The sequence below is a fragment of the Deltaproteobacteria bacterium genome, from assembly GCA_012522415.1.
GTDB lineage: Bacteria > Desulfobacterota > Syntrophia > Syntrophales > JAAYKM01 > JAAYKM01.
The window spans coordinates 1-12,468 of record JAAYKM010000076.1 but is presented as its reverse complement, the minus strand read 5'-3'; the positions used below and the strand labels follow the sequence as shown (position 1 = coordinate 12,468).

At 54.7% G+C, this 12,468-nt stretch carries 12 protein-coding genes; all 12 read left to right on the top strand.

Annotated elements, in window-relative coordinates; all coding sequences use genetic code 11:
• The first annotated feature begins 80 nt into the window (after window positions 1-80).
• Window positions 81-938, top strand: a complete 858-nt coding sequence (locus GX147_06690) for a xanthine dehydrogenase family protein subunit M (protein NLN60378.1) — start codon at window positions 81-83, stop codon at window positions 936-938.
• Window positions 939-974: 36 nt separating this feature from the next.
• A complete protein-coding gene (locus GX147_06685; protein NLN60377.1) occupies window positions 975-1,454 on the top strand; it encodes a (2Fe-2S)-binding protein in 480 nt (159 codons plus the stop codon).
• Between the two features lie 25 nt (window positions 1,455-1,479).
• Window positions 1,480-3,834, top strand: a complete 2,355-nt coding sequence (locus GX147_06680; GenBank protein ID NLN60376.1) for a molybdopterin-dependent oxidoreductase — start codon at window positions 1,480-1,482, stop codon at window positions 3,832-3,834.
• A gap of 399 nt (window positions 3,835-4,233) precedes the next feature.
• Window positions 4,234-5,190 carry an MBL fold metallo-hydrolase gene (locus GX147_06675; protein NLN60375.1) on the top strand — a complete coding sequence of 319 codons (957 nt, stop codon included), beginning with the start codon at window positions 4,234-4,236 and terminating at the stop codon, window positions 5,188-5,190.
• 110 nt (window positions 5,191-5,300) lie between these two features.
• On the top strand, window positions 5,301-6,026 hold the full coding sequence (locus GX147_06670; GenBank protein NLN60374.1) for a hypothetical protein: 726 nt from the start codon (window positions 5,301-5,303) through the stop codon (window positions 6,024-6,026).
• 41 nt (window positions 6,027-6,067) lie between these two features.
• Window positions 6,068-6,925: a molybdate ABC transporter substrate-binding protein gene (modA, locus tag GX147_06665; GenBank protein NLN60373.1), complete on the top strand. Its 858-nt coding sequence runs from the start codon at window positions 6,068-6,070 to the stop codon at window positions 6,923-6,925.
• Window positions 6,926-7,043: 118 nt separating this feature from the next.
• Window positions 7,044-8,423: a sigma 54-interacting transcriptional regulator gene (locus GX147_06660; protein ID NLN60372.1), complete on the top strand. Its 1,380-nt coding sequence runs from the start codon at window positions 7,044-7,046 to the stop codon at window positions 8,421-8,423.
• 183 nt (window positions 8,424-8,606) lie between these two features.
• Entirely contained in the window at window positions 8,607-9,224 is a 618-nt protein-coding gene (locus GX147_06655; GenBank protein ID NLN60371.1) for a hypothetical protein, read from the top strand.
• Between the two features lie 16 nt (window positions 9,225-9,240).
• Window positions 9,241-9,615: a DUF5320 domain-containing protein gene (locus tag GX147_06650; protein ID NLN60370.1), complete on the top strand. Its 375-nt coding sequence runs from the start codon at window positions 9,241-9,243 to the stop codon at window positions 9,613-9,615.
• Window positions 9,616-9,775: 160 nt separating this feature from the next.
• Window positions 9,776-10,138, top strand: a complete 363-nt coding sequence (locus tag GX147_06645) for a dinitrogenase iron-molybdenum cofactor biosynthesis protein (GenBank protein ID NLN60369.1) — start codon at window positions 9,776-9,778, stop codon at window positions 10,136-10,138.
• 95 nt (window positions 10,139-10,233) lie between these two features.
• Entirely contained in the window at window positions 10,234-11,922 is a 1,689-nt protein-coding gene (locus GX147_06640) for an FAD-dependent oxidoreductase (GenBank protein ID NLN60368.1), read from the top strand.
• Between the two features lie 103 nt (window positions 11,923-12,025).
• The coding region (locus GX147_06635; GenBank protein NLN60367.1) for a 4Fe-4S binding protein at window positions 12,026-12,468 on the top strand (443 nt) is incomplete at its 3' end.

Here is a 12,468-nt window from a genome sequence, read left to right as displayed (position 1 = left end):
GACAGGGCTCTGCCCACGTTCTGTACAATCATCGAACTAACTGATTTAGCATGGCTAAAATACCATAAGGAGGTTAATGTATGAGCAGTCGTATTTTGCCAGAATTTGATCTACTGGTACCCCAGAGCGTTCCCGAAGCGGTGGAAATGCTGGGCAAATATGAATCCAAGGCAGCGGTCATGGCTGGCGGTACCGATCTTTTGGTACTGATGAAGGCGGGACAGAAAACGGATTATGTCATGACCTTGGACGAAGTCCCGGGGTTGGATTATCTGATCTACGATCCCACGGATGGCCTGCGCATCGGCGCAATGGCTAAACTGGCCGAGATCGTGGACAGCGACATAGTAAGAACAGAATATCCGGCGCTGTGGCAGTCGGCCTGCGTGAACGGAACGCCCCAGACGCGTAACAAGGCGACGATGGTGGGCAATATCATGCGGGCATCACCGGCGGGTGACTGCTGCGTTGCCGTACTTGCACTGGGAGGGACGGTGGTCCTGCAGGGTGCGGCAGGCAGGCGGGAAGTGAATATCGATAATTTCTGGATAGGCTATCGTCAGACGGCGCGGCAGGCTTTCGAGTTTGCGGTCGAGTTCAAAATTCCCGCGAAGGTGGGCAAGTCGGCGTTCAAACGGTTGACCCGATCGGACCAGGACCTGTCGAAACTGAATGCCGCGGTAAGCCTGGATATGGCGGGCAATGTCTGTCAGAGCGCCCGTCTGGCGATGGGTTGCGTGGCCCCGACGCTGATAAGAATGAAGAAGGCCGAAGAGATCATCAAAGGTAAGGAAATCACGGACGCCGTCTTGAAGGACATGATGGAAGCAGTGAAGGCGGAAGTGACACCGATTGACGACGTGCGTTCGTCTGCCTGGTACCGCAAGGAGGTATCTGGTGTGCTGATGAAGCGGACCATCGAGAAGGCCCTTGCATAGGCTGAATTGACTAACCAAGATGATAAGGAGAAGAAGATGAAAACACGTTCCATAACGATAAATGTCAATGGAGTAGCGCATAGCCTGAACGTCGCGGTGAATCGTACCCTCCTTCAGGTGCTCAGGGATGATCTGAAGATGCCGGAAACGAAGTACGGCTGCGGAACGGGCGAATGCGGGGCCTGCACGGTAATTTTAGACGGGAAGAAGAGCATCTTGTCCTGTCTGACTCTCGCTGCGACGATGGACGGCGCGAACATCACGACGGTGGCGGGTCTGGAAAAAGATGGGAAACTGAATCCGGTTCAGGAGGCGTTTGTCAACCAGCACGCGATCCAGTGCGGTTATTGCACGCCCGGGATGGTCATGAAATCGGTGACCATTCTGGCAAAGAACCCGAAGCCGACGGAAGAGGAAATCCGCCGCGAACTGGAGGGGAACATCTGCCGTTGTACGGGATACGTGAAGATTGTAGAGGCGATCCAGAAGGCCAGCGAAGTTATGGCCTCCACATGATTAAGGGACGAAAAGGAGGATATTCATGAGCGAATTTGCTGTTATTGGGAAAAGAATCCCCAAGATTGACGCCAAGGCAAAAGTTACGGGCCGGGCGCAGTACGCGGCGGACCTGTATTTTCCGGGTATGCTGTACGGCAAGATTGTCCGGTGTATGAAATATGCACATGCGAAAGTGACGAAACTGGATTTATCGGAAGCGGCACGGATGCCTGGGGTGGTGAAAGCGCTGGGACCGAAAGATGTAACACAAAAGGGCTACAACACGGGCGTTCTGGATATAATGGTGCCGGAGGCGGCGGGAAAGCTGCTGGGCGACATTGAAGACCAGGTCCTGTTTACGGATCACGTCAAGCACCAGGGCGATGCCATTGCCGGGATCATCGCCAGAACGGAGGAGCAGGCGGAAAGAGCGGCAGAAAAAATCGTCGTCGAATACGAACCCCTGCCGGTGTATCTGACGGCAGCGGAAGCGATGCAACCCGACGCGTTTCAGTTCACACCCCTGAAAGCGGGTAACAAAGCGTTCGAGTTGCCGGCGGAGATGTTCCCGAACAACAGCTACGGCTGGGGCGATGCCGAGGCGGAAATGAAGAACGCCGACCTTGTCATCGAGAACTCCTTCTATACACCGAAGTGCAAGCAGTGCCAGATGGAGCCTCATGCGTATGTAGGCTATTATGACGACCAGGGCCGGATCAACTGCTGGACATCGACACAGATGCCCAAATGCGTGCACGCGAAGATTGCCCGCCTGTTCGAGCTCCCCATGAGCAGAGTCAAGATCAATCAGACCACGGTCGGCGGTGGATTCGGCGGCCGTCTGGGCCTGATCGGCGAACCGGAAGCCTGCGCCATGGCGATGGCCGTCCCGGGCAGACACGTCAAGGTGGAGTACCTGCGTGAGGAGGACTGGATCGCCTCGGAGAGCCGCCATCCCGGAAACTACCGGATGAAGATGGGCTTCAAAAATGACGGGACCCCTGTTTCATGCCAAGCGAACTGGCTCGCCGACAGGGGCGCCTACTATACCCACGCTTCGGGTGTACAGTTCACGATGGGTGCTTGGCTCGTCGGTATGTACAAGTTCGGCGCCCTCAGCTTCAAGTCCAAAGCCTACTACACGAACGTGGCCCCCTCCGGCGCTTACCGGGCCTACGGAAACCCACAGACCAACATTGCCATGGAACAGACCATCGACGACATGTGCGCTAAACTCGGTCTGGATCCCGTGGAATGGCGGATAAAATGGGCGAAGGGTATCGGCGACGACACCTGGATCCTGGGCTTCAAATATCCTTCCGCTGCCCTCGTTCAGTGCCTGCAGCAAGGTGCCGAGGCAATCGGCTGGAAGGAAAAACGGGCCAAGTACGCCAACCAGACCGGCACCAAACGGCGTGGTATCGGCGTATCCGTTATGAACCACACCAGCGGCGCCTTCCCCATGCTCCTGGAGCATACGACCTGCACGGTCAAGCTGAACGAGGACGCGACGGCGGAGGTCATCACGTCCTGTTCCGACCTTGGAACGGGGGCCCACACTTCCCTGAAGCAGATCGCGGCGGAAACGCTGGGATTCGGGTTGGATGAAATCCACATGCTGGTGGGCGACTCGGACGCCGCAGGATTTGACATCGGCGCACACGCCAGCCGGACCCTGTATGTCGGCGGCGGGGCCGTCAAGGCGGCCTGCGAGGATGTGAAAAAGCAGCTTTTCGAGAGGGCGGCAATCCAGTTGGAAGCCAATGTCGACGACCTCGATATGAAGGACAAGAAGATCTTCGTCAAGGGTAGTCCCGATAAGTCCATCGACGTCAAAACCATCACGTCTCTGGGTGTTTATAACTTTATAGATCCGGCAACGGGCAAAACCGTCGGCACCCCCGGGCAGATTCAGGGATATGCCAGCCATTTCCCACCTCACCATTCACCGCCCCTGGCGGCCTGCTTCATGGAGGTGGAAGTGGACATTGAGACGGGCGCAGTGGAAACGCTGGAGAGCATCATGGCCTACGACATCGGCCGCGCCATCCATCCGCCCTCCTGTGAAGGGCAGAACGAGGGGGCCGTGCAACAGGGTATCGGTCATGCCTTGATGGAGGAAATTTACTACGATAAGAACGGTCTGTGTCTGAACAGCAATTTCACGGACTACAAGATGCCCGGCCCCTGTGACATGCCGAAATTCAAAAACATTCTGGTGGAGGAGCCGGATCCGTTCGGACCCTACGGCGCCAAGAGTGCAGGTGAAGGGGCTCTGGCCAATCCTCCGGGGGCTGTTCTCAATGCCATCCGGAATGCCATCGGCGTTATGTCGCTTGATGTACCGGCAACGCCGGAGAAGATCCTGAAGGCGATCAAGGAAAAGGGAATTAAATAGGGCCATCAACCCACTCAACCATCAAACCCCAAGGGGGTGCCCGGTTTACCGGGCACCCCCTTTTTATACCGGAACGGAAATCATTGCATTATTGCGACTTTTTTGAAATACAAGGATTCAAGTGTGCCATACTCGGAACCACCGGGCAAAACCCTTTTAATCGATATCATGCCAATTCTTTGATATTATAAAGTGTTTTTGAAAAAGGATTCCCCGACAAGTTCGGCATATTTTTTGTTAGCTTTCATGGAGGTGATCTCTTGGGTAACCGGGGATTACCCATGGCATCATGGAATGAAAGGAGTCCCCGCGTCATCGGTTCCGTCAAGTCCAGGCAACAGGCGATAACCTGTACGACAAGAGGATTCTGACGGCGTATCGTCATTTTGGAGGAAACGCATGGGTCCCATTGCATTGCGCCCCCTTGATCAAATTGAACTTCACACCTTGATGGATAACTATACCGACCTGACGGTTATGAACAATGACGAGGTGGTAACCCGTGGAGGGTATCCGGCTGATGGGGGAACAAAGCGGCCCCTGCTCGCTGAACATGGTTTCTCCCTGCTCATCCGGACCCAGCGATGTGGTGAACGCGGAACCCTGATTTTCGACGGCGGGTTCTCCCCTGCCGGTGCTGCCCAGAACGCGCGAAGCCTTGGCCTTGACTTGAAGAAAGTCGACTGTTTTGTCCTTTCCCACGGTCATGCCGATCACTGGGGCGGTTTGCGAGCGCTGGCCAAAGCAACGGGACACAGCCGACTGCCCCTGGTGGTACACCCGGAGGCATTCAGAACCGGCCGGCATAGCATAAGCAAGGGTATCATATACCGCATGCCCCAACTGACGAGGCCGTATCTCGAAAAGGCCGGTTTTGAGCTCTGGGAAAACCGGAAACCATGCCGGATACTACAAGGCGACGCCCTGTTTCTGGGTGAGATCCCTCGCAGCACCGACTTTGAACAAAATGAAAGGCATGCATATTACCGGGAAAACGGCTGGAATAAAGAAGATGATTTTTTGGATGATTCCTCTTTGGCCTTGCTACTCAGGGGAAAAGGGCTGGTGATTGTCACCGGGTGCGCCCATGCCGGCATCATCAACACGATCCAGCAGGCCCGCAAGATCACGGGTGAGAGCCGCGTTTTTGCCGTTATAGGCGGATTCCATCTGACGGGGAAGACGAAAAAACAACTGGAGCCGCTTTTGGAAGCGCTGCGACAATGCGCTCCCCGTTATGTCATCCCCTGTCATTGTACGGGAAGAAAAGCGTCCCTGTGGATAGAGGAAACCATGCCGGAGGCGTTTCTCCTGAACATGAGCGGCACGAAATTTACCTTTTCCGGGTCTGATTGATAGGGTCGTTGTCACGGGGGTGCTTCGCGTGGTGGGTTTCCCCCATCAGATATTGTGTGATCATCGGAAATCAACAAACAAAAATAAATGCTTCCAGGAGGGTTTGTTCCATGCCATTTTATCAGGATCTGAAAGACAGATTTGCAAAGCTTATCGATGAGAAGGCAATTTCAGATGAAACCATTTCCGTACTTTCCGCGAGAACCCTGACCGTCAAAGAGGCAATAGGTGAGCCGGAACGGGATGATTACCCCCTCATGCGAGGGAAAGAGTTCATGATGGAGGCCGACTTCCAGGGCGCCAAGGGACAGGCCTTTACAGATATGCCTGGAAACTTCAGAGGTTCTCTGCGGGATGTTCTGTCCCTGGATTTGGCGGATAATTTCCAGCGTGCTATTTTTATCGCAACCCTCAACGCAGTCATGCGCCACGAAAAACGCGTTGAGGGAACCATTCATTGCCGCGATCAAGAACCCGGGCTTTGTGCGAAACAATTGACCGCCTACATCCAGGAACGTTACGAGAATCCCAAAATTGCCCTGATCGGCTATCAGCCCGCGATGGCGGCAAGTCTCGTTCAGTCGTTCCCCCTGCGCATCGTTGACCTGGACGAGGACAATATCGGCCACAGGAGGGCGGGCGTTATTGTGGATGCCCCTTCGGCGACGCAGGAGGTCATTGCATGGTGTGACGTGATTCTCGCCACGGGCTCGACGGCCACCAACGATACCATCGTCCATTTTTTGAACAGGAAACCGGTGATTTTTTTCGGTGTCACGGTGGCAGGGGTCGCCGCCTTGTGCGGGCTGGACCGATACTGTCCCTTTGGCCATTGAGCAACAAGAAACTTTCATTCATCGTTTGGAGGACATTCAGCATGCAAAATAAATTCGGATTCATGGCGCTCATGATATGTGTTTTGCTGGCGGCGACGACGGGTCTGAGCCGTGCGGCGGATAAACCGCTGATTCTGTGCGGCGCGGCCTTCAGGATGCCCATGGATGAAATCGTCACGGCCTTCACGCAACAAACCGGCCTGGAGGTCAACGTCAGTTACGCGGGAGTCGGAACCCTCCTGTCCCAGATATCGCTCAGCAGGCGGGGCGACATCTTCGTCGCCCCGTCCCCCGACATCATGAAGAAGGCGGCAAAGCAGGGGCATCTTGTGCCGGGAACGATCCGGGAAACGGGTTACTTCGTGCCGTCCATCAATGTCCAGAAAGGCAATCCCAAAAGGATAAGGAGCCTCCAAGATATGGCCAGACCGGGCCTCAGAATTGCCATCGGGAATCCCGAAACGGTCTATGTAGGCATCCTGGCGGCGGAAATCGCGGACAAGTCGCTGACGCCGCAGGAAAGGAAGCAGTTCAGAAAAAATATCGTCACCTATGGCGAGGACTTTAACAAACTGGCGGCACTCCTTGTTTTGAGGCAGGTTGACGCGGTGATCGGTTTCAGTTACTTGGACAAATGGTTTCCGGAGAAGATCGATACCATAAAGCTTGCGCCAACCGACATTCAGCGAATCGGCGTGGGCAACGCCGCGCTTTTACACTACACGGACAACAGGCCGGCGGCGGAGCGTTTTCTTTCCTTTTTGGCCGCACCGGAGGCTGAAAGGATCTTCAGAAAATATCATTATTTTGCGACACTTCGTGAGGCCTGCGACTGGATAGGTCAAGAGAAACCGGTCGGGGGGGATTACCTTCTCCCCGAAGACTGGGCGGGCAACTGAACAAAGTGGGCCGAAGTCATCGGATGATTTTTGCAGGCCTCTCATGAACACCGGTCATCCATGAACATACCCGACGCCGCGAACCGCCTTTGAGAATATTTTTTGAAAGATTGCCTAAATGAAAAACGACAAATCCGTCGATACCTTGGTTACCCCAACCGAGGCAATCCTGGAGAGTATCTCGGACGGAGTTTTTACAGTCGACAAGAACTGGCACATCACGTCGTTCAACCGTGCGGCGGAGGAGATAACGGGTGTGCCGCGTACGGAAGCCATCGGACGCAGGTGTTCCGATGTGTTTCGCTCCAGCATGTGCGGGGCCGATTGCGCACTTCAGAAAACCCTGAAAACGGGCCGCCCCATCATCGGAAAATCGGGCTATATCATTGACTCGGAGGGAAACCGCATCCCCATCAGTATTTCTACGGCCGTACTCAGGGACAACCAGGGACAGGTAATTGGCGGGGCGGAAACCTTCCGGGATTTGTCCGAAGTGGTGGCACTCCGTCTGGAATTGGGAAACCGCTTTCGTCTGGGCGATCTGGTGAGCAGAAGTCCTGAGATGCAGAGGATTTTTAAGGTATTGCCGCCCATTGCCGCCAGTGAAAGCACCGTACTGGTTCTCGGTGAAACCGGCACGGGCAAAGAGCTTGTGGCCAGAACCATTCATGATTTGAGTCCGCGTCGAGACGGACCCTTCGTTGCGGTCAATTGCGGCGCCTTACCCGACAGCCTCCTCGAATCGGAACTTTTCGGCTACAAGGCGGGCGCCTTCACCGGAGCAAACAGAGACAAGCCGGGACGATTTGCCCTGGCCGGCGGCGGCACCCTTTTTCTGGACGAAATAGGCGAAATCAGTTTGGCTATCCAGGTAAAGTTGCTTCGGGTTCTTCAGGAAAGGTCTTTCGAACCGCTGGGGGCAACGCGTTCCGAAACAGCGGACATCCGGGTAATCGTGGCGACCAACAGGGATCTGCCGGAACAGATGCGTCAGAATAAGTTCAGGGAGGACCTGTATTACCGCATTAATGTCGTATCGGTTGACCTTCCTCCCCTTCGGCAACGCAAGGAGGATATTCCGATCCTGATAGAACAGTTCGTCGAACACTTCAACCGGCTGCAGCAAAAGACGGTTTCCGGCATCACCACTGAAGCCCTTTCTTTGCTCATGGCTCATGAATGGCCGGGTAACATCAGGGAACTGGAAAATGTGATCGAAAGTTCCTTCATTCTATGCCGGGATGGGTTGATTGACACGAGGCACCTCCCGAAAGAACTCACGGCGTCCTATCCGGAAACGGCTCAGACTCAGGATTTTAAACAAGCGCGTACCATGCTCGAGGTGCAACTGATTCGCAATGCATTGGAGAAGAATCAATACAATCGGGAGAAGGCGGCAAAAGAACTGGGTATCCACAAAACGACCCTCCTGCGAAGAATGAAGAAAGCGGGCATACCCCTCCCTGAACGGGACGGGCGCTCCGCCCGCAAATCATAGCGCATACGCGCCGATAGCCCGGATATATCGTAGCAACAGCGCTATGATATATCCGCCCCCTTCCTGGCCTCAATTAAAATATCCCTGTAATAATGGTATGTTAAGAGCGAACATGGCGTGACTTGCTTATTGGCATGATTTATGCTCAAATAGAAATCAAGAAAAGCGCATTTGGGGCGTGAAATGAGAAAAGCAGCATTCGCCGTCTGGGAGGATCGCATCGCACCGGTTTTCGATACGACCCGCAAGATCCGACTTGTCGAGGTGGAGTCCGGGGAGATCGTGAGAGAAACCGAAAAATGTCTGGATGGCGAATTTCCGGTACAGAAGGCGTTTCATCTGATCGAACTGGAAGTAGCCGTTTTGGTTTGCGGGGCAATCACCCGATCTTTGCGTGAAATTATTGTTGCGAACGGCATCCAGGTGATTTCTTTCATTACCGGAGACCTGCGGGAAGTCATTCACGCCTGGATGACGACAGGACTCAGGAGTGACGATTTTGTCATGCCCGGCTGCTTTGGACGAGGTCATCGACGCTTGTCAGGCAGGCAGGGTTTTTACAGGGAGGGAAATATCATGAATGGAAGAAGAGGCGGCGGCATGGGACAGGGTGGCGGACGGGGACGCGGCGGTCAGAGAGCCGGCCGTGCCGGTGGAATGTTTGCTGCGGGTTCGGGAGGTTTCTGCGTATGTCCCCAATGCGGCAAAAAAGAACCGCACGAACAGGGTATGCCATGCTTTCAGCGCAGATGCCCTGATTGCGGGGTCAATATGATACGTGAAAGAACGGTTAACAATTAAGAAAGGAGGATGTATCATGCCAAGAGGAAATAGAACCGGCCCCACGGGGGCGGGAGCGATGACCGGTCGTGGTCTGGGATTTTGTGCCGGATATGACCGTCCGGGGTATGCCAATATGATGGGACCAGGCCACACCGGAGGATGGTATGGCCGTGGCCGCGGATTTGGCGGCGGCGGATGTGGGCGGCGACTGGGCTTTGCTGCGACGGGCCGTCCCGGATGGATGCGATTTGGTGATTATGGGGCACCATACGGCAGTTGGGCGCCTTATCCGCAAGCCGATCCGGAAGTGGAAAAACAGACGCTCAAGGCCCAGGCCGATCTTATGCAGTCGGAATTGGATCGGGTCAGGAAGCGGCTCGACGAAATCGACGCCGCAAAGAACCCGTAATATGAAACAGGACATAACGTCCGGATAGTCTTTGTCTTTTGAAAGCTTCTGCTTTCACAGGCCGGGTTCCCGTCCCATATTGGGAACCCGGCCTTCTGAATAATGGATATTTTGCCTGACGTGTATTAAAAGACGTCAGTTTGATGAAAGGAACACAACAATGAAGATTGCCTTTACAACCTCGGGGGATGCTCTGGACGCCCCATTGGACAGTCGATTCGGCCGGGCGCCGAAATTTTTGATCTATGATCTGGAAAGCGATTCATTTGAAGTCATAGACAATCGGCAAAACGTAAACGCATCACAGGGAGCAGGCATCCAATCCGCGGAGGCCATCGCAAGAGCGGGAGTGAAGATCCTGGTAACCGGACATTGCGGCCCGAAAGCTTTTCGTGTCCTTGACGCGGCTGGGATCGAAATTTACCATTCGGATGCTGAAACCGTCACGGAGGCGCTGAAACAGTACCGGAAGGGGTCGCTCCCGAAAGCCGGCGCTCCCGACGTGGGAGGACACTGGACATAAAGGAGCGGCCACATGGCCGTGTCCGCATGTGATGCGACGGAAACTTTCCGGCCATACAATAGATGAAAAACTAACAACCGAAGGAGGGAGCTTTCGTGCGTAGAATCATTGTAATCGGAGGTTCGGCCGCCGGACCGAAGGCGGCGGCCAAAGCAAGGCGTCTCGATGAACAGGCGGAAGTGATCATTGTGCAAAAGGAAGCGGATCTCTCGATGGCTTCCTGCGGCTACCCCTATTACATCGGGGGGTTTTTTGACGACAGGAACATGCTGCTGTGTACGCCTACCGGAATGGTGCGCGACCCGATTTTCTACATGAATGCCAAGAAAATACAGGCGCGAGTTGAAACCGAGGCGATTTCCATCGATCGTCTGAACAAAAAGGTGACCTGCCGGAACCTCCGTACGGGTGAAACAGATGAACTGCCTTACGATTCGTTAATTCTGGCGACGGGCGCCGTACCCAACATGCCGCCTGTTCCGGGCAACGACTTGGAGGGCATCACAACACTTCAGAGGATTCAAGATGCGGATTACCTGCGAAAAATCAGGGACGAGAAAAAAATCACAAAGGCGGTGGTCATCGGAGGCGGGCTGATCGGCATCGAAACCTGCGAGGCCCTGCAGCTTGCCGGAATCAATATCACCGTAATCGAAATGATGCCCCAACTCCTTACGTTCCTTGATTGGGAAATGGCGAAGCTGGTGGAAAATCATGTGCGGGATAATGCGGTTGATGTGATTACAAACTACGCCGTGGCGGCTTTTCTAGGGGAGCAAGGCAAACTCGCAGGCGTGAAGCTCTCCAATGGAACGGAATTGCCCTGTGAATTGGCGGTTGTGGCGGTCGGCGTGCGGCCGAATGCCAAATTGGCAGCCGACGCCGGGCTGGATCTCGGCGAAACAGGGGGTATCAAGGTCAACGAGTACATGCAGACATCGGACCCGCATATCTATGCCGCCGGCGATTGTATTGAAATCACCAACCGGATTACGGGTGAAAACGTACACGCGCCCTTTGGCGATCTGGCCAATCTCGAAGGCCGCATCGCCGGAGAGAATGCGGTCCTCGGAAACACGGTCAAGTTCCCCGGCACGATTCAGACAGGAATTTGTAAGATCTTTGAATACGCCGCGGGGGTAACCGGTCTGACCGAGCGTTCGGCACGCAAGGCCGGATTCGACATCGTCACCGTGATCAATTCAAGTCCCGACAAACCCATGTTCATGAACGGGAAGCTTCTCGTCACCAAGCTCGTCGTGGAAAAGGAAAGCGGCCGCCTATTGGGGGCACAGTGCATCGGACCGGGGGATGTGGCCAAACAGATCGCCCAGTGGGCCATGGCGATTTCGGGCAAACTTTGTCTGGAAGATATCATAAACGCGGACTTGCCGTACGCCCCGCCGTTTTCCCTGGCCATCGATCATTTCATTGCCACGGCACATATCATGCAAAACAAGACAAAAAATCGTATGAGGGGAATCAGCGCCAGGGAAGTGAAGGAAAAACTGGACGCGGAAACGCCTCCTTTTATTCTGGATATTCGGGATGCCGTGGAATTTGAGGCCATGCGCCTGGGTATCGGGGAAAGATTGATCCCCCTGGGGGCATTACGCAGGCGACTGGACGAACTGCCCACGGACAAGAATACGGAAATAATCTGTTATTGTAAAATATCGTTGCGGGGGTACGAGGCGGCCTTGGTTCTGGAAGCCAACGGCTGGAAAAACGTCCGGGTCATGGAAGGGGGCATCATGGCCTGGCCTTATGCCCGTGAAAAGTAAGCGTTTTTAAACCAATTTACACACGGCATGAATCGGCGGGCCTCTCTCACGAGTGGATGACCCGTTGCCCGAGCATGCCGGGATCAAGCAAGGGGGGTACCGAATGATCCTTGCCATTGCATCCGGTAAGGGGGGAACCGGAAAGACAACAATCGCACTGAACCTGGCCAGGGCGTGCGGTTTTGAAATCGGGCTTTTCGACTGCGATGTGGAAGAACCGAACGCGCATTTATTCCTGCCCGGGCAGGTGACCGAAGAGACGGTGGTTACGATCCCGATTCCACAAGTTGACGAAGCCCTTTGTGACGGTTGTGGTGAATGTGGGAGGATGTGTGAATACCATGCCATCGTTTCCTTTGGTGCGACACCACTGGTCTTCCCGGAGATGTGTCATGGATGCGGTGGATGTATGCGGGTTTGTCCGCAAGGGGCCATTCGCGAGGTCCCCCATCGCATTGGCGTCGTAACGATCCGGAATTCCGGTCATATTCGTTTGGTCCAGGGAAACCTGGATTTCGGGGCGGTCATGGCTCCGCCACTGATTCG

Coding starts and splice junctions, on each gene's coding strand:
- GX147_06645 (NLN60369.1), top strand. CDS start 9,776: ATGAAGATTGCCTTTACAACCTCGGGGGATGCTCTGGACGCCCCATTG.
- GX147_06680 (NLN60376.1), top strand. CDS start 1,480: ATGAGCGAATTTGCTGTTATTGGGAAAAGAATCCCCAAGATTGACGCC.
- modA (NLN60373.1), top strand. CDS start 6,068: ATGCAAAATAAATTCGGATTCATGGCGCTCATGATATGTGTTTTGCTG.
- GX147_06675 (NLN60375.1), top strand. CDS start 4,234: ATGGGTCCCATTGCATTGCGCCCCCTTGATCAAATTGAACTTCACACC.
- GX147_06690 (NLN60378.1), top strand. CDS start 81: ATGAGCAGTCGTATTTTGCCAGAATTTGATCTACTGGTACCCCAGAGC.
- GX147_06650 (NLN60370.1), top strand. CDS start 9,241: ATGCCAAGAGGAAATAGAACCGGCCCCACGGGGGCGGGAGCGATGACC.
- GX147_06670 (NLN60374.1), top strand. CDS start 5,301: ATGCCATTTTATCAGGATCTGAAAGACAGATTTGCAAAGCTTATCGAT.
- GX147_06660 (NLN60372.1), top strand. CDS start 7,044: ATGAAAAACGACAAATCCGTCGATACCTTGGTTACCCCAACCGAGGCA.
- GX147_06685 (NLN60377.1), top strand. CDS start 975: ATGAAAACACGTTCCATAACGATAAATGTCAATGGAGTAGCGCATAGC.
- GX147_06655 (NLN60371.1), top strand. CDS start 8,607: ATGAGAAAAGCAGCATTCGCCGTCTGGGAGGATCGCATCGCACCGGTT.